The sequence below is a fragment of the Nostoc sp. CCY 9925 genome (assembly GCF_963920935.1).
GTDB lineage: Bacteria > Cyanobacteriota > Cyanobacteriia > Cyanobacteriales > Nostocaceae > Nostoc.
The window spans coordinates 24,533-45,668 of record NZ_CAWUDO010000045.1 but is presented as its reverse complement, the minus strand read 5'-3'; the positions used below and the strand labels follow the sequence as shown (position 1 = coordinate 45,668).

19 protein-coding genes are annotated in these 21,136 nt (G+C 42.0%); 11 read left to right on the top strand and 8 right to left on the bottom strand.

The features are described 5' to 3' along the window. Positions 1-5: 5 nt before the first annotated feature. Positions 6-623 carry a nicotinate (nicotinamide) nucleotide adenylyltransferase gene (nadD, locus tag ACM0OY_RS21765; RefSeq protein ID WP_414570920.1) on the bottom strand — a complete coding sequence of 206 codons (618 nt, stop codon included), beginning with the start codon at positions 621-623 and terminating at the stop codon, positions 6-8. Positions 624-1,028: 405 nt separating this feature from the next. On the opposite strand from nadD, the gene murC reads away from it, so the two are divergent. The 4 genes from murC to ACM0OY_RS21745 all read left to right on the top strand — a co-directional run bounded on the left by murC (position 1,029) and on the right by ACM0OY_RS21745 (position 4,872). Then, positions 1,029-2,489, top strand: coding sequence for a UDP-N-acetylmuramate--L-alanine ligase (gene murC, locus ACM0OY_RS21760; protein ID WP_414570919.1), 1,461 nt, complete (start codon positions 1,029-1,031; stop codon positions 2,487-2,489). Positions 2,490-2,611: 122 nt separating this feature from the next. Further along, on the top strand, positions 2,612-3,613 hold the full coding sequence (gene murB / locus ACM0OY_RS21755) for a UDP-N-acetylmuramate dehydrogenase (RefSeq protein WP_414570918.1): 1,002 nt from the start codon (positions 2,612-2,614) through the stop codon (positions 3,611-3,613). Between the two features lie 217 nt (positions 3,614-3,830). Then, positions 3,831-4,181 carry a YbaB/EbfC family nucleoid-associated protein gene (locus tag ACM0OY_RS21750; protein WP_073644781.1) on the top strand — a complete coding sequence of 117 codons (351 nt, stop codon included), beginning with the start codon at positions 3,831-3,833 and terminating at the stop codon, positions 4,179-4,181. Between the two features lie 205 nt (positions 4,182-4,386). Next, positions 4,387-4,872, top strand: a complete 486-nt coding sequence (locus ACM0OY_RS21745; protein WP_414570947.1) for a low molecular weight protein-tyrosine-phosphatase — start codon at positions 4,387-4,389, stop codon at positions 4,870-4,872. Positions 4,873-4,952: 80 nt separating this feature from the next. Here the strand turns inward: ACM0OY_RS21745 and ACM0OY_RS21740 are convergent, their stop codons facing one another. Then, positions 4,953-5,636: a response regulator transcription factor gene (locus tag ACM0OY_RS21740; protein ID WP_414570917.1), complete on the bottom strand. Its 684-nt coding sequence runs from the start codon at positions 5,634-5,636 to the stop codon at positions 4,953-4,955. A gap of 865 nt (positions 5,637-6,501) precedes the next feature. Between ACM0OY_RS21740 and smpB the strand changes: the two genes are divergently transcribed. After that, a complete protein-coding gene (smpB, locus tag ACM0OY_RS21735) occupies positions 6,502-6,969 on the top strand; it encodes an SsrA-binding protein SmpB (RefSeq protein ID WP_414570916.1) in 468 nt (155 codons plus the stop codon). 179 nt (positions 6,970-7,148) lie between these two features. Further along, positions 7,149-7,427 (top strand): WGxxGxxG family protein, encoded by a 279-nt coding sequence (locus ACM0OY_RS21730; RefSeq protein WP_414570915.1) that lies wholly within the window; start codon positions 7,149-7,151, stop codon positions 7,425-7,427. A 374-nt stretch (positions 7,428-7,801) separates the two neighbouring features. On the opposite strand, the gene ACM0OY_RS21725 is transcribed toward ACM0OY_RS21730, so the two are convergent. Next, complete coding sequence (locus ACM0OY_RS21725; RefSeq protein WP_414570914.1) at positions 7,802-9,220, bottom strand: IctB family putative bicarbonate transporter; 1,419 nt, start codon at positions 9,218-9,220, stop codon at positions 7,802-7,804. A 265-nt stretch (positions 9,221-9,485) separates the two neighbouring features. After that, a complete protein-coding gene (locus tag ACM0OY_RS21720; RefSeq protein WP_414570913.1) occupies positions 9,486-11,033 on the bottom strand; it encodes a histidine kinase dimerization/phospho-acceptor domain-containing protein in 1,548 nt (515 codons plus the stop codon). An 857-nt stretch (positions 11,034-11,890) separates the two neighbouring features. Here ACM0OY_RS21720 and ACM0OY_RS21715 point away from each other — a divergent pair. The 5 genes from ACM0OY_RS21715 to ACM0OY_RS21695 all read left to right on the top strand — a co-directional run bounded on the left by ACM0OY_RS21715 (position 11,891) and on the right by ACM0OY_RS21695 (position 18,871). Beyond that, on the top strand, positions 11,891-13,063 hold the full coding sequence (locus ACM0OY_RS21715; protein WP_414570912.1) for a DegT/DnrJ/EryC1/StrS family aminotransferase: 1,173 nt from the start codon (positions 11,891-11,893) through the stop codon (positions 13,061-13,063). A gap of 133 nt (positions 13,064-13,196) precedes the next feature. Beyond that, positions 13,197-14,084 (top strand): cyanoexosortase B, encoded by an 888-nt coding sequence (gene crtB / locus ACM0OY_RS21710; RefSeq protein WP_414570911.1) that lies wholly within the window; start codon positions 13,197-13,199, stop codon positions 14,082-14,084. Positions 14,085-14,223: 139 nt separating this feature from the next. Further along, positions 14,224-14,949: a cyanoexosortase B system-associated protein gene (locus ACM0OY_RS21705; RefSeq protein ID WP_414570910.1), complete on the top strand. Its 726-nt coding sequence runs from the start codon at positions 14,224-14,226 to the stop codon at positions 14,947-14,949. 236 nt (positions 14,950-15,185) lie between these two features. Beyond that, positions 15,186-16,535 carry a polysaccharide biosynthesis/export family protein gene (locus ACM0OY_RS21700; protein WP_414570909.1) on the top strand — a complete coding sequence of 450 codons (1,350 nt, stop codon included), beginning with the start codon at positions 15,186-15,188 and terminating at the stop codon, positions 16,533-16,535. A gap of 167 nt (positions 16,536-16,702) precedes the next feature. Next, positions 16,703-18,871: a GumC family protein gene (locus ACM0OY_RS21695; RefSeq protein ID WP_414570908.1), complete on the top strand. Its 2,169-nt coding sequence runs from the start codon at positions 16,703-16,705 to the stop codon at positions 18,869-18,871. Between the two features lie 116 nt (positions 18,872-18,987). Here ACM0OY_RS21695 and ACM0OY_RS21690 read toward each other — a convergent pair whose 3' ends face one another. The 4 genes from ACM0OY_RS21690 to ACM0OY_RS21675 all read right to left on the bottom strand — a co-directional run bounded on the left by ACM0OY_RS21690 (position 18,988) and on the right by ACM0OY_RS21675 (position 21,121). Beyond that, a complete protein-coding gene (locus ACM0OY_RS21690; protein ID WP_414570907.1) occupies positions 18,988-19,659 on the bottom strand; it encodes a rhomboid family intramembrane serine protease in 672 nt (223 codons plus the stop codon). 404 nt (positions 19,660-20,063) lie between these two features. Further along, on the bottom strand, positions 20,064-20,780 hold the full coding sequence (locus ACM0OY_RS21685) for a rhomboid family intramembrane serine protease (RefSeq protein WP_414570906.1): 717 nt from the start codon (positions 20,778-20,780) through the stop codon (positions 20,064-20,066). Between the two features lie 36 nt (positions 20,781-20,816). Next, the gene (locus tag ACM0OY_RS21680; RefSeq protein WP_414570946.1) at positions 20,817-21,002 is read right to left on the bottom strand and encodes a hypothetical protein; all 186 of its coding nucleotides are present in this window, start codon (positions 21,000-21,002) and stop codon (positions 20,817-20,819) included. After that, a complete protein-coding gene (locus ACM0OY_RS21675; RefSeq protein WP_414570905.1) occupies positions 20,972-21,121 on the bottom strand; it encodes a hypothetical protein in 150 nt (49 codons plus the stop codon). The genes ACM0OY_RS21680 and ACM0OY_RS21675 overlap by 31 nt, the downstream gene beginning before the upstream one ends. Positions 21,122-21,136: the final 15 nt, after the last annotated feature.

Genomic DNA, 21,136 nt, shown 5'->3' with positions numbered 1-21,136 from the left:
CAGATTTATTTGGAGTAAAGATTATTGTTGGCAATATAAGATCTGACTGATTCCGGGACTAGATAACGAATTGAGTGGTGAGCACGGCAAAATTTCCGAATTAGACTTGACGAAACTCCTACTAAAGGTATATTCAGGAATTGCCAATGAATGGTTAGTGAGTGTTGGCTTAGTTGTTCTTCAACTTGCTTGCAGATTAACTCGCTTTGAGTTATAGTCTCACCACCTAGCAGTCGGGGTGCGATTAACCAATCACACATTTGTGCTAGTTCGTGTCCACGGTACCAATGAGGTAAGGTTTGGAAAGTATCCAAGCCCACAATCCAGTACCAGTGAGTATTTGGGTAACAAGCAGATAAATCGATCAGGGTGCTAATGGCATAAGAAGTCCCAGAGCGTTTTCCCTCCACTAGTGAGACAGTAAACGCTGGGTTATCTTTTGTAGCTAATTGCAGCATTTCTACACGATGCTCAAACAAAGCTGCTTCTTTGTGAGGAGGATTTAAAGATGGCACCCAAATTACCTTTTCAAGGGATACTTGATGCAAAGCTGTCTCGGCTACGAGCAGGTGTCCCCAATGAATTGGATCGAATGTGCCACCAAAAATTGCTAGTTCCTGCATCTAGTTATGCGTGGGTTTTATGCAATTGAAAAATAGTTTCATTACCAATGTACTATTGTACTCAATTCTCAAAGTAGACTTGATGCAATTTAAAATCAGTTTCACTAACAATGTACTATCGTAGTCAATTACAGTAAGGTAGCCAAAAATATGTATTTGTCATTACAAGAATTTCTGTCCCGACGCGACCAAAATTTTGCGAATAATCTTAAGAACAGTTCAGAAATAGCAAAAACCTCCAACCAAGGTAAAATCATTCTGAACTCGCAAAACCAGAGCAGAAAACTCATCCGGGTATCAGGCATGAATATAACGCAGGAGTAATTATGGTAAAAATCAAATTCCTGTTATGATACGCGTGTCATTTGTGATTTATGGTGTGGTGTGGTGTAAGAGGAGCAATAAATGAGTAATTCTGTAGATTTTAGTGGTAGACCATTTCATTTCATTGGCATCGGCGGTATAGGTATGTCTGCTCTGGCATACGTTCTCGCTAAACGTCAATTTCCAGTATCAGGTTCGGATCTACGTCCAAACCACATTACGCACAAGTTGGAATCTATCGGCGCTCATATTTTTGGTAAACAAGAGGCAAGTAATCTCGAATTATTTCGCCCTCAGGAATCTCAGGTCGTAGCATTAAATTCACCTGAAAAATTAGCTGCTACTACTAACTCAAAACTACCTCAAGTTATTTGTTCAACAGCAATTAACACGAATAATTTAGAATATAAAGCAGCTCTGGAATTAGGTTGTCCAATTTTACATCGTTCAGATGTACTAGCAGCCTTGATTGCTGATTATTATAGTATTGCAGTAGCAGGAACCCACGGCAAAACTACAACCAGTAGCATGATTGGTTATATGTTGCTGCAAGCAGGACTAGACCCAACGATTTTAGTAGGTGGTGAAGTCAATGCTTGGGAAGGCAATGCTCGACTGGGACAAAGCCAATATTTGGTAGCCGAAGCAGATGAATCAGATGGTTCTTTAGTAAAACACGCTCCAGAAATTGGCATCATTACCAATATTGAACTCGATCATCCTGACCACTACGATACATTAGAAGAAGTAGTTGACACCTTCCGGACATTTGCCAAAGGTTGCAAAACTTTGGTAGGTAGTATTGACTGTGCTACAGTTCGCGATCGCTTGCAACCAACAATCAGCTACAGCTTACACTCAGATACTGACGCTGACTACACTGTTACTAATATTGATTATCGTGCCGATGGCACCACAGCTTTAGTTTGGGAAAGAGGCAAAGCCTTAGGTGTGTTGAACTTGCGCCTGTTGAGTCGGCACAATCTCAGTAATGCCCTAGCAGCAGTGGCTGTTGGTCGTGTTTTGGGCTTAGAGTTTGGAGAAATTGCCAAAGGAATTGCCACCTTTGAAGGATCGAGACGCCGTTTTGAGTTTCGGGGTGAAGTCGATGGTATTACCTTCATCGATGACTATGCTCATCATCCCACTGAGATTCGTGCTACTCTGGCCGCTGCACGTTTACAGGCAAGACCAGGACAAAGAGTGGTCGCCATCTTCCAGCCCCATCGCTATAGCCGTACACTTACCTTTTTAGAAGAATTTGCCCAGTCCTTTAGCCATGCTGATTTGGTTGTGCTGACTGATATTTACAGTGCAGGCGAACCCAATTTAGGGCAAATCACTGGTGAACATCTAACAGCGGAAATTGCCAAGCAACATTCCCAGGTAGTTTATCAACCATCTTTATCCTCAGTACGTGAGTTTCTGCTACAAACACTGCGTCCAGGAGACTTGGCGCTGTTTTTGGGCGCTGGGAACTTAAATCAAGTCATTCCTGAAATGATTGCAACACTGCGTGAGCCTGCTAAAGCCACATCGTGAGTGGGGACATTGCGAAGTTCCATTTCTGACCAAAGCACCCCTTTCGTAACGGTTTGATTTTAAGTCTAATACCGTAGTTTTACGGTAAATAAATGTAAAAAATTTACCAATAAAAAGTAAAAATGACCATTTCCCAGGCAGTAGGAAAAGTCTGCACAGCTTCTGCTTTGAATACAAAGAAACAACAAACAGCTAATTCGGTGGAGAACGAGGTAATTTACTTACCCAATACTGATTGTGCCATCAAGTCCCAGGCTTACTTGTCAGCATTTACTTCCTATAGGGTTGGGGGAGCAGCCCAATTGTATGTTGCCCCTCGAAACATAGAAGCACTGCAAGCAAGTCTTAAATACGCAAAAGAACGCGATTTAAGAGTGACAACACTAGGAGCAGGTTCTAACTTGCTGGTGAGTGATCGTGGGATATCAGGCTTAGTGATTGCCACTCGTCATCTCCGCTTCAGCCACTTTGACCACGAAACAGGGCAATTAACTGTTGCTGCTGGAGAATCAATTCCCAGCTTAGCATGGGAAGCCGCATCATTAGGATGGCAAGGATTAGAGTGGGCTGTTGGCATTCCTGGCACAGTCGGAGGGGCTGTGGTGATGAATGCAGGGGCACATAATAGCTGTATCGCAGATATGTTAGTTAGCGCCCAGGTGCTTTCACCCGACGGAACACTGGAAACTCTCACCCCCGACCGACTAGGTTATAGCTACCGGACTTCATTATTGCAAGGTGGCGATCGCATAGTCACCCAAGCTACCTTACAACTTACACCGGGTGCAGACCCAGCACAAGTTGTAGCAATCACCAAGGAACACAAAAAGCATCGGCTAAGCACTCAACCATATAACTTCCCCAGTTGTGGTAGTGTGTTCCGGAATCCCAAACCTTACAGCGCTGGCTGGTTAATTGAACAAACTGGTCTCAAAGGCTACCAAATTGGTGGAGCGCAAGTAGCACAACTCCATGCTAACTTCATCGTTAACCGTGGTGGAGCAAAAGCTAGTGATATCTTCTGTCTGATTCGTCACATCCAACATCAAGTACAAGAACGTTGGTCTATTCGGTTAGAGCCAGAAGTCAAAATGCTCGGAGAGTTTCAAGCTGCTTGTGTATAGGGAGCAGGGAGCAGGGAGCAGAGGAGCAGAGGAGCACAAGGTAAGTTACAGTAAGTGTTTTGTGTGTGCCCTCCAACCCCTCTGCCTCTTTTCCATGCCCCATACCCCATGCCCTATTCCCTAATGCATTAATTATTGGTAAAAAAAGAGGCAAATTACTTACCGCATCTATAATTGAATTTGATTTGTTATTCAACGCACACGCGTAAAACCAATTATGACAGGTAAAGGACAAGGATTCGGCTTTGGCTTGGGAAAAATGAAAGAATTAGCTGAAGCTTTTAAGAAAGCACAGCAAGTTCAAGAAGGCGCAAAGCGACTCCAAGAAGAATTGGAGCAAATGGAAATTCAAGGAGAGTCTGGCGGTGGCCTGGTCAAGGTAATTGTCAGTGGTAACCAAGAACCCAAGCGGGTGGAAATTTCGCCAGATGCTTTAGGGGAAGGCGCAGAAGTACTTTCCGATCTTGTAACAGCAGCAATGAAAGAAGCCTACAACAAGTCCACAACAACAATGCGGGAACGCATGGAAGACTTGACCAGTGGGCTTGAGCTTCCTGGATTTCAATAAGTTAGTAGTCATTAGTCATTGGTCATTGGTCATTGGTCATTAGTCATTGGTCATTAGTTTTAGATAATCGACAAATGATTAAAGATAAAGGGCAAACGACAAAGCACAAAGTCTGTAGCAAAATCCCGCAGCGTGCGCCGATTTCCGGCGAACAGAGCTTTGCAAGAGAGGACAAATGACTATTGACAAAGGGCAACAAATATTTATGTCTTACAAACTTTTGTTTGTCTGCTTAGGTAACATCTGCCGATCGCCATCGGCAGAAAATATTATGAATCATCTAATTGAGCAGGCTGACTTGAGCAAACATATCCTCTGTGACTCTGCTGGTACATCTAGCTATCACATTGGTAGTCCACCCGATAGACGTATGAGTGCTGCGGCTGCTACAAAGTTAGGAATTCAACTGCGTGGTCGCACACGCCAATTTCAAAAATCAGACTTTCAAGACTTTGATTTTATTTTGGCGATGGATCAAGAGAATTATCAGGATATTCTTACTCTTGACCCAACTGGGCAGTATCATCACAAAGTGCGTTTGATGTGCGATTTTTGCTCTCGACACAACCTCAAGGAAGTTCCAGATCCTTATTATGGCGGCCAAGAGGGATTCAATCAGGTGATTGATTTACTGATTGATGCTTGTGAAGGTCTGCTCAGCTACGTTACCAGCCAAAAAACAATAATCTAAAGTTAAGAGTTAAGAGTTAAGAGTTAAAAGTTAAATTTTTTACTACTTACTACTCGTTTTTAACTCTTAACTCCTCACTTTTATTCCACTAGGCCATGCTTAATTGCAAAACGGACTAATTCTGCTCGGTTGCTGGTTGAAGTTTTTCTCAATAAGCTGCTAACGTACTTTTCCACTGTTCGAGGACTCAGATGTAGCTGATGACCCATTTCGGCATTAGAAAGACCATGAGTTAAGAGTTCTAAAACTTCCTGTTCTCTATGAGTTAGAGATGAAAATAAGTGGGGTTTTTGAATTTGAGTGGAAAGAGAATTATGAGCGTCTACCGTTTTTGTAGAAGGGGAAATTTCCAAGCTGTCTTTATGAGAAAAGCGGTACTCTGATTGGATAATTTGCGATCGCTCCAAAAGATTGCGGATTGCTGCTGCTAATTCTTCCAGTTCAAAAGGCTTGGGCAAGTATAAATCGCATCCTGACTGATAACCCAAAATTCTTTCTTGGGTCTTAGTTCGTGCTGTTAATAAAATTACAGGCAATAGACGGAACATAGGTTGTTGACGCACCCGGCGCACTAGTTCATAGCCGTTCATCTGTGGCATGACGATATCCGTAACAATCAAATCAGGATGATACTCATCCACCATAAGCAAAGCCTCTTGACCGTCATTAGCCGTAATCACAGAGTAGCCAGACAGTTCAAGATAGTCGCTAACAGACAAACGAGTGCCCAGATCATCATCCACTACAAGGATCTTCAAGGGCATGGACAGTACACCCCTAGCATTTTTTTACTCAGAAATTTGCTTTTACAGCTGCATCAGTGAACACAGGCAGTAATAGTGTTCTTATGTTTCATACTATGACAGGATTACCAGCTAATGACTGCCTCAGGGTTGATTTATAAAGAAAGTATTAAACCTTAGGAAGAGTTAACGAAGTGTAACTCAGCTTCGATTTTCTATATTTACGAGGCATAGACAGCTTTGTAATTTGTAACAACTCATCAATAACTTAGAGTGAATGCTCACCATTGGGTAAATTAATATTGATTTCAACAATAATTTTTCGGTAGCGATCATAAATATCCTTTGTCCTCACTTACAAAGTTCAGGCAGTCCGTTGGCAGGGTTTCCCTGTTTAAAGGAACTAACGTTGAGGCAGTCCGTTGGCAAAGAGAACTCTGAATCTGAGGTTTGCGACCATCATAAGTTCGGGGGTTCCCCAGCTTAAAGGAACTGCCGTCGATCCACTGCCTTCGACGGATCTCCCGGCTCCTTCAGTGGCGTCCGATCTAAGGAAGCCTCATCTGAGACTTTGCGCTTTGTCAATAGTTATTTGTCACCTTCCCCCTATGGGGGAGCAAGTTAGCAACAGCGTCTCCCTTAAGAGCAGTTTCGCGTCCAGGAAGCCGACCCTCATACTTGTGTGTTTGTCCTTTGTCCAATGACCAATGATTAATAAGTAAAATCTAGGTAATTTAAAGTTACTAGAAAATTTTTAATTACAAAGTTATAAAAGCTAAATTAGTAATATACAGTTTAGCATTTATTGAGGTTATAAAATACACCTTATAATTTATAAACCAATCCAAACAATTTTTTCGGTACATTTAAAGTACACAAATTATCAATGAGTGACAAGAACGAAGGTTACAAAGTTATTAGCGACAACCGTCAAGCCCGTTATTTGTATGAAATTCTGGAAACTTACGAAGCTGGAATTCAGTTGACAGGAACTGAGGTGAAGTCGATTCGTGCGGGTAAAGTCAATCTCCAAGATGGCTATGCTTTGCTTCGTGACGGCGAAGCATGGTTAATCAATGTCCATATTTCACCTTATAGTGCTAGTGGACAATATTTTAATCATGAACCACGCCGTACACGCAAGTTGTTGCTGCATCGTCAAGAACTCCGCAAGCTAATTGGCAAAGTAGAACAGCAGGGTTTAACTTTAGTCCCTTTGAAAATGTATCTCAAACGAGGCTGGGTAAAAGTGAGTATAGCCCTTGGCAAGGGTAAAAAGTTGCATGATAAGCGAGAAGACCTCAAACGTCGCCAAGACCAGCGTGACATACAACGAGCGATGAAAAACTATTAACAGTCAGTTTGCCAAACTACTACATCAGAGTGATAAATCCATTGCTGCAACAAGCATGTTGTATACCTACAGCGTGAGTTGTGAAAATGCTTAGTTTCTAGCCGCAGATTGATTCTGCCAATGTCGGGACTCGATACATTGGTGAGTAACTTTGGATGGCATCAGGAATTTTGACAATTATGAAAAGTAATTTCATTACAGCTGTTGGCGCTGGCGTTCTCACCTTAAGTATGGGAATTTTGCCTTTAAGTCTATCTGCACAAGCTCAAACAACTACCGATCCTGGAGCTACTACTGCTCCAAGGACGACCACTTATGAACGCAACGATTTTGATTGGGGTTGGTTGGGATTAATTGGTCTATTCGGTCTAGCTGGTTTAGCTGGGAAAAAGCGTGACGACGAACCAGCCCGTTATCGTGACCCCAATGCTCCTGGAGCTACTACCTACAGGGACTAAGGTGTTCCACATTTAACTTGTATAATGAGGGCGGGCAAGATGCCCACCCCACAAGAGTTGTATTAAATTTAGATATGCAAACTAGATGTTGAACAGCTTAATAGGATTTTTGATTGGGAACTATCTTCTACCTCTCGGTTTTCTAAATCCATCTGTGGGAATAATTTTTCAAATTGCTACAAGCAACTCAAAATACCTTTGGTAAATTGCTATCGGTCTAAAAAATTCACAAATTTTCAGTTGTCAGTTGTTATAAGGAAAACAACTGACAACTTATTTACAGCAGATTTCAAGGAAACTGAAGTACACAACAATTTGCCTGGTTACCAGGTAGAAAGCCTGTTTTACTCCTAAATTCTGAATTCTGCTATATGTTAGTTTGCAGCCAATTCTGAGTTAGATGAATTTGTCTGGTTTTGAGTTAAAGGTGTCCAATAGCTAGCAATTAAGCCAACTATCAGCCACCAGATGGTATTAACTTCGGGACGATACCAGACAGTATCTACAGTGCCGTGAGCTAGCATACCCAACAAAATAGCGATCGCTCCAATTAACCAAAATCCCTCCACATTTCTGAGCTGTCGTAATCGTCGAATTTGCAAAAATGCTGTATTAAATGCCACGATTATTAGCCAGAGAAAACAGGCTAAACCAAGAAATCCAGTTTCTACAGCCACTTCAAGCACAATTGAATAAGCACTCAAAGCAGTGTAACGAGGGCGTTGATAAAGCGGGTAAACTTTATTAAAAGAGTTGTGACCAGGCCCAATACCGAGAATCGGGCGATCGGCAATCATCTCAAAAACAGCATCCCACACATTGCGGCGAAAATTATTACTGCTATCTTGGCGGTCAGCAAAAATACTAAATACCCGCAGACGCACTGGCTCTACAAATATTACTGCTAGCAGCAATAACCCTATCAAACCTCCTAAGACAATCGGTAGCGACCATGTACGCCAAAAACGTGGCATTTCTATACTTTTCCAATAAACTAGCAATGCCATTGCAGCTAAAATTGCTACCACAAGTCCAATCCAACCACCACGACTAAAAGTCAGAACTAAACAAGCAGTGTTGACAATAAACATTGTTAATGCTAAAGCTTTTTTAATCCAGCTTTGCCATGCAAAAATTGCCACTAAGCTAAAAATTACTGCTGGTAGGAGGTATCCAGCCAACAAGTTGGGATTGCCTAAATAACTGTAGACCCTCGTAGTCTTAGACAAAGGAGATTCAGGGTCAACCCAAGTTGCTAGTGCTGTGGCTCCAAAAAACCATTGGCGCAAACCATACACACTGACAATTAACGAAACATGCAAGTAAAGGATGATAATCCCAGACCGGAGGCGAGGCGACCTCAAGACCCTGGCACAAAGGGCAAATAGTAGCAAATACAGGCTCAAGGTTGTCAAATCGGTAAAGGCTGCCTTTTTGACTGGTGATAAGGCTGTTGCTACTGCGGCAATTGCCCAGTAGAGCAATACCAACAAGTGAATGGGAGTAACTGACGAAACATTTGTTGTTGTTGGTTCATCAGATAAAGTCAACAGCAGCCAAAATCCTGCACAAGCTATCAGCAACAAACCGACTAACGTACTCGAAGTAAAAGGTGCAAGGGCATACACCAAACACAGTAAAGTAGCTGCGATCGCATCTCCCCACTGTATCAAGACGCTGGTTTGCCGCCAAGAACCCAACAGCCCCACCAGAGAACGGTGTACGTAACTGCTAGCGAGATATTCTTTGACCGGAAAAGATGATAAGGTAAATCGTTGCCAGACTAAATTCATAAAAAACATTGCGATCAATTAGCCTGCCTACGCAGAACTTGGAATCGATCATAATGCGTATAGTGATAAAAAGGTAATAACGTAGATTACAAATTAGTGATGGCGCTTTTATTCATAGCCATCAGTTTCACCTTTAATTCCAAAACACTTCAATTAATACTAAAAAAGACAACTGTTGATTAACCCTTCATTTATTTCATAGACAATCAATATGATTGGAAATATTTTCTTCCAATTTCCAGTCCAGAATCCTCTTGGATTGAAATTAAACATCACTAATTGCTTGTGGGGAAGCTGCTAGTTGTAATGGCAACGAAAGCACATAACGATATCCTGATTCTGATGAACCTTGAACCAAAATTTGTCCACCATGCAACTCTGCCAACTGACAGCTTAGCAACAGACCCAAGCTTTCACGAGAAAGACTTCCATTTCCTTTAGCTAAAATATCTGAATTTGGAGCAAATAAATTTGAGTGGGAATCGCTCAAGTTTTTTAACTTGTCCACTGCTACTGGTGAAATATCTGGTTGTTCTTGGCTTTCTTTGCGGGTATTATAGCTTGCTACTTCACCTGTCAGCTCCAGTAATGACAAAGAATTCAGGCGGAAGTAGGGATCAACCTCAGTAATACCATCTCCCAGCCAGGGATGAGAAACCCAAATAGTAACATTGAGGGTATCTTCCTTATAAGAGACATGAATGCGAACAACACTACCTGTAGCCGAAAGTTGAATCACACTAAAAATCAGGTGATACAGGATTTGCCGCACCTTGTCTTTATCTAAAGGCCAAATACGATTGCGTCCCGGTTCAATAGACAGGCGAATATCCTGGTCTCGACGATTAGCTGCTTCTTCTAGAGTATTGATAGCTTGCTGACAGAGCATTTCAATATCTACAGGTGCTAAATTTAGCACAGTTGAGTTGTCATCTATAGTTCCCAGTTCAGTAATTTCATTTACTAGAGAAAGTAAATAGCGACCACTGTGTTGGATAATTTCCAAATATTCTCTCTGTTTACTCGTCAAAGGCCCATAAATTTCACGTCCTAGAACACTAGCCATGCCAAGTACGGATGTTAAAGGGGTGCGTAACTCCTGAGTTAGCTGCTCCAAAAGTTGCAGTTTCAGTTGCTTACTAGAAACAGAGTCACTTTCTAAACTAGATGCCGCGATTTTAATCTCGGTGTTGCGTTCGTCGTTGAGTGAAAATATAGGAGCTACAGGAGTGCTTGATTCAAGTTTCCCTTGCAGGAGTCGGTTACGCTCAAATTCACTCATGCTCCAACGAGCTATGATTTGTAAAAACTCAATGTCTCGGTTTGTAAAATTGCGCGGTACTAAATCCATCACCGCTAATGCACCTAAACAATGTCCTGAAGCATCAATCAGCGGTGCTCCCAGGTAAGCGCGGATACCATAATCCTGCACTAACTTGCTGCTAGCCAATATTGTATCTGCAAGTTTATGTGTATCATTAATTACAAATATTTGATAATTCTCCACTACTTGAGTGCAAAAAGATTCTCTACGTGAGAGTTGACGACTTTGTGCTAAATGATTCATTAGTCCCAGTCTAGATAAGCCCACTGCCGACTTAAACCAGTGGCGTTCTTGATCTACAAATCCCAAAATGGAAATTGGTGCTTCCAAAAAGTGGGCAGCAGTTTGAGTGGCTTCTTCAAAAACCGGAATTGTTTCTGGTTGCCGTAAACCTAGATCTGACAAAGCTTTAAGACGTTGTTGTTCTCTTGTTTCCTGAGAAGTCCAACCATCCTTTAAGGCAAATAATTTGTTTTCAGGCTCTACCATTGCCACTGCTACCTTAATAATTTCTCGATACTGTAAATTGATATATGCCCTATTTCTGGGTTATCAATTGCTATTTTTAAGCATTCCCTAATTTTGCCTCTGACAAACAAGTTTGAGGCAAAAAATTTTTACCTCTTCCATTAAGTCGGCTACGGAGTCTGCGCCAGTTACTATTTACTGCTAGTGAATGTTCTCTATCGATCGCTCGTGTAGTCTCTATTACTTCAGATTTAGCAATCAGACAGCGTTAGATTTTGATTCAGCCAGGGTAACCTAACCTTAAGGATACAGCAAAGGGTCTATGATTATTGATGTACAGAAGGGAAAATTTCTGTTAGTATATTTAGCGTAATTTTACTTAAAAATAGCTAAATAAGTGTAATTTTTGTTAGCAAAACTTACTGATTAAAGTCACTACTACTGCTCCGAATTCAAAATTCAAAATTTATGTGGGAAAGTTGAGGCACTGTATTGGAGAGCCAGCAAGGTTTTTTGGGGTTCCACAAAGGAGCGATCAACATCTAGTCTTTGAGCTCAAAGCAAGTGGTATCTGAGATATTTAGAAACTAACCTACCCTACTTTGAGCAAGCACAGACTGTCTGCAAATTTCAAAAATCTGACGCTTTTTTGGAGAGGGTTATTTATACCAAACAATACAAAATAGCTTCCATAAAATAGATGAAACCTATTACAATTTAATGGGCAAAACTGTGCGTTATTTTAAATTTTTCGATAAAAATGATTGGTTGTTGTGGTAAACAACAGCAGCAAATTAAAAGAAAAAATTAAATGAGAAAATTTAATTTTATTTTCTAACAATCCACAAATAAACGGCAAATTAGAGGAGAACTGAATCATGAATAAAATGGCTATTAGAGTTCCTTTTGTAGACTTGAAGTTACAACACGAACCAATTCAAGGGCAACTGCAAAATGCAATCCAATCTGTTTTGGAACAAGGGGATTTTGTTTTAGGCCAAGCACTTGCAGATTTTGAAGCGGCATTTGCAGCAGCGTCTGGGGCAGAATATGGAGTTGGTGTGGCATCAGGAACAGATGCGATCGCTTTGGGATTGCAAGCGTGTAATATTGGTGCTGGCGATGAAGTGATCTTACCAGCAAACACTTTTATTGCAACCTTAATTGGAGTTTTACGCGCTGGCGCAAAGCCAATTTTAGTAGATTGCGATCGCCAAACAGCTTTAATTGACTTAGAAGCAGCAGCAAAGGCAATTACGCCTCATACTAAAGCAATTATTCCTGTGCATCTCTATGGTCAAATGGTATCATCAGAGGATTTATTGGACTTTGCTGATACCTACAAATTACTAATTTTTGAAGATGCAGCACAAGCACACCTCGCCCAAAGAGACGGATATCACGCTGGTTCAGTAGGAATAGCAGCAGCTTTTAGTTTCTATCCCAGCAAAAATTTGGGGGCATTTGGGGATGGGGGAATGCTACTGACACGAAATTCTGATGTAGCCCAAAAGATGGTACGCTTGCGAAATTATGGCGCATCGCAAAAATATTTTCACACTGAATCAGGTACAAATAGCCGCTTAGATACTTTACAAGCAGCTATCTTGCACCAGAAACTGCCACATTTACCCGAGTGGAATCGCGATCGCTTGACTATTGCCCAGGAATATGACGATGAGTTAGCACCTTTAGCAACTGCTGGCATTATCCCGATGGAAAACCAAAGTGGTACAGGACACGTTTATCATCTTTATGTGATTAAAGTTGATGATTCTTGCCCTATAGAACGTCAGCAACTCCAAGAACAACTAACAGCAGCAGGAATTCAAACTGGTATTCATTATCCAATTCCTTGCCATCTCCAGCCAGCATTGGCCTACTTAGGCTATCAGCCTGGAGATTTTCCCCAAGCAGAAAAGTTAGCAAAGCAAATATTATCATTACCTATGTATCCTGGTTTGAGTAGTAGCCAAATCAAAGAAGTTGTAGCTGCGATCGCCAATGCAGTCTTAACAAATTCTCAGCAGTCATTAGTCATTAGTCATTAATCTAAAACTAATGTCCAATACTTCGGCTTACCTCAACTTCCTTCTCTACGAGAGGCTGTGCCAACGGCTTTGCTCAGCACAAGTCGCTCAGTACAAGTGCCCAATACCCCATGCCCAATAATTAATTAAAATCATGGCACTCCAGCAACAGATTAAAAACAGAAACGTGTCAGGTTTGTTAAATTTAGCCATTTTAGGCATTTTGCTGCTGCTTTATGCTCCTATATTGCTACATTGGCTGGATGGTTGGCTGCACAAAAATATTAGTACAGAACACGAATATTTCAGCCACGGGATTATTGGTTTGCCATTTGCTGCTTATTTGGGCTGGCTGAACCGGAAACAGTGGGCACGTTTGCCAGATACTATTCATCCTTTGGGCGGTGTTTTCTTGTTATTGGGGGGAGTATTTTATCTTAGCGGTGTTAGCGAGTGGGTTAACCTTTCGCTGCCTGTTATACTAGCGGGGCTGTGCTTGTGGTTTAAGGGAATATCAGGTTTGCGATCGCAAGCATTTCCTCTCCTACTGATATTTTTAGCAACTCCAACATCAGTACCCTACCTGATTGCTCCTTATACCTTGCCTCTTCAAAGCTTCATCGCTGGCACCGCAGGCTTCATACTGAATCAATTTGGTATGGAAGTAACCGTGGATGAGATAAATCTCTACGTGGGAGGACGGATTGTGGAAGTTGCCCCCTATTGTGCAGGGCTGAAAATGTTGTTCACTACTCTCTACGTAGGTTTGATGTTGCTTTATTGGACAGGTGCGTTATCTTCACGCCGCACAACCTTATCATTTTTATCCATTGCTGTCATAATTAGTACTACTGCCAATATTATTCGTAATACTTTACTAACCTTCTTTCACGGCACAGGTAAAGAAGCGGCTTTTAAATGGCTCCATGATGGTTGGGGTGGTGACCTTTATTCTGCTTGTATGCTCGTGTCCTTAGTGCCCTTGCTGAATTGGATTAATAACTATTTGTCGGCATCTCCAGAAATTGAGGATGGCGCATAGGGAGTGTTGAGGGTTGACGCTTGACTTCATCTCTCCATCTCCTCATCTCCCCCACTCCCTACTTAAGTCCTAAATATTACTGAACTCATAGTGGGAATTTTTAAAGTAAAATTTTGCCTAAGTATTCCAAATTTTACTGATGATTTCCTTCTCTAAGTTTTTCAAAGAAAACCAATTGAGTCGGGTAGCAGCACTTTTGTTATTGCTACTGCTGTTGGCGATGGGAGGGGTTCCTGGATACCTAACAGGACACTGGCAATGGAAACAGCCACCACCTGTGGCTAGTCTCAAGGAATTAAAACAAATCCGCAAGGCTGGGTTAACTGTTCCTGGTTGGCAAACTATTGAACAAGCAGAACAGCAAATTGGCGAACACAAATGGTCTTTGCAGGTAATTAAAAAAGAAGGCTCCGAGGATACTCAGGCAATTTTACTTTTACTACCGCAAAACGGCCCTATGGATCAACCAGAGGTAGAGTGGACAGAGGTTAACGGTTGGGGAAGGTCACGCTGGGGAAAGTGGGATGTAGCTCAATATCGTAGTGCTGAATTTACTGTCAAACCGTCTGTTAAGTTAGCTTCTAACATTGAAACGAAAGTAGAAGCTAGGTTCTTTCGCGCCTCAACACCACAACAAACCTTTGCTGTCTTGCAATGGTACGCTATGCCAAACGGTGGAAATACATCGCCATTAAACTGGTTCGTGGCTGACCAATTGGCACAATGGCGTAAGCAGCGTACTCCTTGGGTAGCCGTGAGCATTCTGATTCCAATGGAACCCTTAGGGCAAGTAGAAAAATCTTGGCCTCTAGCCCAGTCTATTGGGGAAACAGTGCAAGGTGCATTGATGGCAAACGCTATTTAGACTATGTTACAGCTACATTTGTGCAGAGATTTAGAAAAATAGAAAAATATTTGTGCGATCGCTCTGTGGCTGAAACTCAGTTAAAAGATGTTTCAAATATGAAGTTAGAATTAGAATTGACACAATTTTTCCTCTTTTTCCTGGTAAATACTTGTAGAGAAAAGAGACATTGAGGATATTTTTAGGGTAAAATAACGAGTCGGCGCGACTAATTATTACATAGTTTTCCTGCACCGATGTTGATAACTCCCAGTTCTTATATGCGTGCATTCAGCGCCCTGTGTTTTGTCAGTCTTCAAGTAGGGGTTTTTTTAACAGCACCTATCCAGCTTGTTATTGCTCAACCTTTCCCATCTCAAGGGCAACCCCCTTCGCCTGTACCAGGTACTGAGGACGTTGTACCTCCAAGTGCAAATGACGAAATTTCGCCTCAACTCAGCCGCTACCTTTTGGGGCCAGGAGATGCTATTGGCGTTGTGCTTCAGCGTCCTCCTGGTCCCTATCGTTTAGGAATCGGAGATGGAATTAGCGTTTCGGTTCAGCGCTTTCCAGAGTTAAGCTTTCAGGCTGTAATCAATCCAGAAGGTAACATTGTAGTACCGCTACTGGGAACAGTTTCCTTGCAAGGTCTAACTCTAGAGGAAGCTCAAGAAAAAATTCGCTTGGGTTTAAATCGTTATGTTGTCGATCCAGTAATAGTTTTAGCCCTAGCAAGCCAGCGTCAAGACTTTGTTTTTCAAGCTTTAATTAGTCCAGAAGGCAACGTTGTAGTGCCACAAGTGGGAACAGTGTCATTACAAGGTTTAACTTTGGAAGAAGCTCAAGAAAAAATTCGCTTGGGTTTGAGTCGAATTTTACCAGATCCCATCGTGGTAGTATCCTTGATAGGAACGCGACCAGTCCAAGTTACCATTAGCGGGGAAATATTTCGACCAGGAATTTATCCGATTAATTCGCCAACGCCCCGCGTTGCTGATGCTTTATTAATATCTGGTGGTTCAACGTTGAATGCAGACCTGCGACAAGTGCAAATACGCCGCAAGTTAGTGGATGGCTCAGTGGTTTCGCAAACTATTGACTTGTATGCAGCGCTGCAAAATGGTGGTTCAATCCCTAATTTACGCTTACAAGACGGAGATGCGATCGTTGTGCCTCGTCGTGAAGTCGGCAATGATGATGGTTATGACCGCAATTTGGTAGCACGTTCATCCTTAGCTACACCACAGATTAGAGTCCGAGTTTTAAACTACGCTGCGGGAGGTATTTCCACCCAGGCGCTGCCTAATGGCAGTACATTTGTAGATGCTTTGGGAGGAGTAAATCTCGACACTGCTAATCTCCGAAGTATCGCCTTGGTTCGGTTCGATCCTGAACGAGGTAAAGCCGTTACCCAAAAGCTCGATGCTAAAAAAGCTCTGGGCGGGGATGCATCTCAAAACGTGCCACTCCAAGATAATGATGTTATTGTTGTTGGTCGGAACCTCGTCGGTAGAATTACTAATTTACTGAGTACCATTACCCAACCCTTCTTTAATGTACAATCTTTTCTCCGATTTTTTGATAACTTCGGCGGCGGTTCGGATTAGGCAGGGGGGAGATAAGGGAGTGTGGAGAATGTAGGGAGATAAAGAGGGATAACTAATGACTAATGACTAATACTTCGGCTTACCTCAACTTCGCTCAGCACAAGTCGCTCAGTACAAGTGACAATGACTAATGACTAATGCCAAATGACTAACTATATGCCCCTGCCATGACCCCACCAATTGTTAAGCGCTATCTTATTGCTTTTGAAAAATACAAGTGGATTGGACTAGCTAGTTTTGGTTTAGTTATAGCGGGGTCAACAGTGGTGGCTATGCAACCAGATCCACCTGCTAGCTACATAGCATCCGCCGCACTTACATATAGTGGCCCGCCCGTTTCTTTCTCTGCAACTGGTACTGAAATCCAACAGCAGGGAAAGGAACTAAATGAGGAAGTTTTACTATCAAATCAGATAATTGTAGCAGTGGCAGAGAAAGTGAATCTTAAACCGAAACAACTCGGTGCAAGTATTGTCCTTTCTCTACCTAAAAAAAACCCCAGGACTGGAGATTTTGAAACTACTACTTTTGAACTGAAATATGTAGATAGTGACCCCAAACGAGCTATAGAAGTATTGGCAGAATTGATGCAATCAATGGTCAAATTGAGCAGTGACATCAATACTGGACGATTACAAGCAATTATTCAAAAAATTAACGAGCGCCTACCACAAGCTAAACGCGAATTGCAAATTGCTGAAAAGAGATTGGAACAGTACGATCGCATCGAGCGTACAGCAATATTAGCAGCTGAAAATGGTAGTTTGCTTGCCGCCGTTACTTCCAGCCAAAATCTCCAACGGCAAATTCAATTAACTATTTCTGGAGTTGATGGTCAAATTCGCAGTTTACAAAATAAGTTAGGCTTAACAGTCGGACAGGCTTATATCTCGTCTGCTTTAAGTGCCGATCCCATTATTGGCAACTTGCGATCGCAAATTTATCAAGTTGAGTCGCAAATTGCCTTACTAAAGAAAGATTTACGACTTGAACACCCAACTATGATTCAGCTGCTGCGTCAAAAACAAGCTGCTGAAGAATTACTCCAACAACGTGCAGCTGAAGTGTTAGGTGGTAATGGTGTGGCGGCTCCACTGCGGGGTGATATTGCCAATATTCGCACCCAAAGTAGTTTAGATCCAGCACGCCAACAGTTGGCAAACCAAATGGTGTCTTTACAAACCCAAAGGGAGACACTCCAACAACAACTAACTCAAGAAATCCAACAAGAAGCACGCTTACGAAAAGAGTATTCTTTGATACCCAATAAGCAATTAGAGCGATCGCGTTTAGAACAGGAGGTTGCACTCAAAAAAGCCATCTATGACCAAATGCAGGTCAAGCTAACAGATGCTAAAACCGCAGAGGCAGAAACAACCAGTAGTCTCAGTGTTGCCAGACGCCCGACAGTTGCTCCCGACATCAAGCCGCCTAAGAGTGTACCTATTACCCTAGCTGTGGGTGGTTTCTTGGGTGTGTTAGTTGGTGGTGGAGTGATATTTTTATTGGGATCGCTGGAAGGAACTTTCAAAACCAGAGAAGATATTCGCGAGAGTCTCAAGCAGCGGGAAGTGGCACTGTTGGGAGAGTTGCCTTTAATGCTAGTTGATGATTTAGATCGAGAAGCTGTGCCAGTGGTACTTTCTCCAGATTCTTCCTATTTAGAATTTTATGAAAAGTTCCGTAGTAATCTGCGGCGGATTGGTGGTAAAAACTTGAAGGTGGTGTTAATTACTAGTACTAGTAGCCTAGAGGGTAAAACAGCAAGTGCATATAACTTGGGTATTGCTTCTGCGCGTGCTGGTAAAAGAACTTTGATTATTGAAACAGATTTGCGATCGCCTTCGCGTTGTACATCCCTAAAAGTAATTCCCGATCCCGACGCCACCATTGAACCCCTGCGTTATTATGCTGACTTGAGTGAATGTATTCGTTTAGTTCCTGATGTAGAAAATTTATACATTCTTCCCAGCCCCGGCCCCGTGCGGCAATCTGCTGCTATTCTTGAATCTAGCGAAATGCGACGGCTGATGGATGATGTCCGCGAACGTTTTGATTTAGTGATTTTAGATACTAGTCCTTTAAGTTTATCCAATGACCCGTTATTAATCCAACCCTACAGCGATGGCATGGTAATAGTGGCGCGACCACATTATACAGAGGAGAACATGTTAGGTGAGGCGATCGATCAATTAGTGGAATCGGAACTAGGGTTATTAGGAGCAATTATTAATGGTGCTGATATCGTCGTTTCTCTACCTCCCCCACCGTTTTCATCTGAAGTAGAACCAGAAAATGTTGAAGAATCAGAAGAAGTTTCAGCAGGTGCGAATTGAATGGGGACTGGGGGAGATGGGGAGACAAGGGGACAAGGGAACTCTTGAGATAGGTAGAAAATTTGCAATAAATCTTTCTCCTTGTCCCCTTGTCCTCTTCCCATGCCCAATCCCAATTAATCACGTCTAAACAACCCAAACAAGGGAGCAAGAATCATTCCAAAAACAAAACCACCGATGTGTGCCCAGTAGGCAACTCCACCAGTTTGTACACTCATGTTAGCGGCTGTTTGCAAGCTTGCAAGACCGGATATTACATTTTGTACAAAGAAAAGCCCAATTATTACTAACGCTGGAACTCGGATAGTGGTGATGAAAATCCCCAAAAAGACTAAAGTCATCACTCTAGCCTGAGGAAAGCGAATAATGTACGCACCTAAAACCCCAGAGATAGCGCCACTTGCTCCCAAGGAAGGAATCTCAGAATTGATGCTAATAAACCATTGGCACGATGCAGCTAAAGCACCACATGTCAAATAAAAAATTAAATATTTAAAATGACCTAAACGATCTTCAATATTGTTGCCAAAAACCCAGAGAAACACCATATTTGAGATTAAGTGCCACCATCCGCCGTGTAAGAATTGTGAGGTAAATAACGTTATCCATTCCCCAGATAAATTGGTGGTTAATTCTTGAGGAACTACTGCATACTGACTTAAAAATTGATTTAATTGTGCATTCGGCAGGGTCACCTCATGAAGAAAAACTAAAATATTCATGCCAATTAACCCGTAGGTGAAATACGGGGTAATACGCGTGGGATTTTCATCGTAGAGAGGAAACACAGGTGTTTTTCCTAAATTATTGACTAACTGCAATATAGCTTGTATTACCCGCAGTTGTTGAGTTTAAGTATTTTAACTCAGAGTAATTTGACAACAATACAGCATAATTCAGGAGTCAGAATTCTGAATTCGGAATCCAGAATTAAAATAGTCTCTGTGCTTAGCTTTGAGAGCTAGATAGTATAGTTCAGTAACTTGAAATCTGCTGTATCTCCGCAATCATCCCAAAGGAAAAATAACAAATAATGCAAAATCCCACCCTTTTTAGGAGTGGGATAAGCTTAAAAATGAAAACTGCTGATATAGCCGTAGTCACACAGGTTAGGACATTTTGAAAGCATGGAAGCTAGGAATAGTAATACTTTTACCTCCTGCCTCCTGCCTTCTGCCTTCTGCTATAACTACTATGACCAAGATTCTTCTGGGGATTTATCGCTAAATAAACCTAACAGTGGGCCAAGAATTGCCCCAAAGATAAAACCGCCTGCATGGGCCCAGTAGGCAATACCGCCGCTTTCCATACCGATGTTGGTGGGTGTTTCGAGGCTAACAAGTCCGTAGAAGGCTTGTTCGAGAAACCAGAATCCTAGAAAGAAGTATGCTGGGACGCGGAAAGTCGGGAAGAAAAACCCTAAGGGTACAACACCAATAACTTCAGCTTTGGGAAAGCGAAGAATGTAGGCTCCCATGACACCTGCGATCGCACCACTCGCACCCAATGAAGGAATGCTAGAATCTTGACCAAAGTACCACTGGGTTAATGATGCTAAAACGCCGCAAGATAAATAGAACAATAAATATTTGGCATGACCTAATTTATCTTCAACGTTATTACCAAAAATCCAGAGAAACAACATATTGCCGGCTAAGTGCAACAAACCGCCGTGCAAAAATTGTGAGGTAATCAAAGTTGCCCACTCTGGCACTGGTTGATGTACAGAAATACCAGCAAAGCTCAAGGTGAGTTCACGCGGAACTACAGCCGCAAGGTGTAAAAACCCATTTAATGCTTGTGGGGGAAGACTTGATTCATAAATAAATGCGAGGACGTTGGCAGCAACCAGTCCATAAGTCACATAAGGGGTAATTTTTGTAGGATTATTATCTCTAATTGGAACCACGGGCGCTTTTCCTGACTTGAAGACACAAACTCTACATTACTGATTTGTGCAAGTAGTTTCTTCTACCTCGTGGATAGATCTCGCTTTAACTAAGTGAATAATTAGTACTTGATATCGATGAGGCAGCACTGATCTGACATAAGTACATTTAGAGTATAGTGCTGCTTGACCATAAAACTGATTGTCTTTATCTAGAAGATTCCAGAGAATACCATCTTTGATTTTAAAGCGTTTGCCAGTGCTGGTAATCCACAGACAAGAAAAATGGCTAAATCTTTTAGCTGCTGCTTTTGGCGATCGCGTTCTTGCTGCACTTCTTCAGCAGATTTTCGAGAAGGCATTGTGGTAAATTCTTC

Coding starts and splice junctions, on each gene's coding strand:
- nadD (WP_414570920.1), bottom strand. CDS start 623: ATGCAGGAACTAGCAATTTTTGGTGGCACATTCGATCCAATTCATTGG.
- murC (WP_414570919.1), top strand. CDS start 1,029: ATGAGTAATTCTGTAGATTTTAGTGGTAGACCATTTCATTTCATTGGC.
- murB (WP_414570918.1), top strand. CDS start 2,612: ATGACCATTTCCCAGGCAGTAGGAAAAGTCTGCACAGCTTCTGCTTTG.
- ACM0OY_RS21750 (WP_073644781.1), top strand. CDS start 3,831: ATGACAGGTAAAGGACAAGGATTCGGCTTTGGCTTGGGAAAAATGAAA.
- ACM0OY_RS21745 (WP_414570947.1), top strand. CDS start 4,387: ATGTCTTACAAACTTTTGTTTGTCTGCTTAGGTAACATCTGCCGATCG.
- ACM0OY_RS21740 (WP_414570917.1), bottom strand. CDS start 5,636: ATGCCCTTGAAGATCCTTGTAGTGGATGATGATCTGGGCACTCGTTTG.
- smpB (WP_414570916.1), top strand. CDS start 6,502: ATGAGTGACAAGAACGAAGGTTACAAAGTTATTAGCGACAACCGTCAA.
- ACM0OY_RS21730 (WP_414570915.1), top strand. CDS start 7,149: ATGAAAAGTAATTTCATTACAGCTGTTGGCGCTGGCGTTCTCACCTTA.
- ACM0OY_RS21725 (WP_414570914.1), bottom strand. CDS start 9,220: ATGAATTTAGTCTGGCAACGATTTACCTTATCATCTTTTCCGGTCAAA.
- ACM0OY_RS21720 (WP_414570913.1), bottom strand. CDS start 11,033: ATGGTAGAGCCTGAAAACAAATTATTTGCCTTAAAGGATGGTTGGACT.
- ACM0OY_RS21715 (WP_414570912.1), top strand. CDS start 11,891: ATGAATAAAATGGCTATTAGAGTTCCTTTTGTAGACTTGAAGTTACAA.
- crtB (WP_414570911.1), top strand. CDS start 13,197: ATGGCACTCCAGCAACAGATTAAAAACAGAAACGTGTCAGGTTTGTTA.
- ACM0OY_RS21705 (WP_414570910.1), top strand. CDS start 14,224: ATGATTTCCTTCTCTAAGTTTTTCAAAGAAAACCAATTGAGTCGGGTA.
- ACM0OY_RS21700 (WP_414570909.1), top strand. CDS start 15,186: ATGTTGATAACTCCCAGTTCTTATATGCGTGCATTCAGCGCCCTGTGT.
- ACM0OY_RS21695 (WP_414570908.1), top strand. CDS start 16,703: ATGACCCCACCAATTGTTAAGCGCTATCTTATTGCTTTTGAAAAATAC.
- ACM0OY_RS21675 (WP_414570905.1), bottom strand. CDS start 21,121: ATGCCTTCTCGAAAATCTGCTGAAGAAGTGCAGCAAGAACGCGATCGC.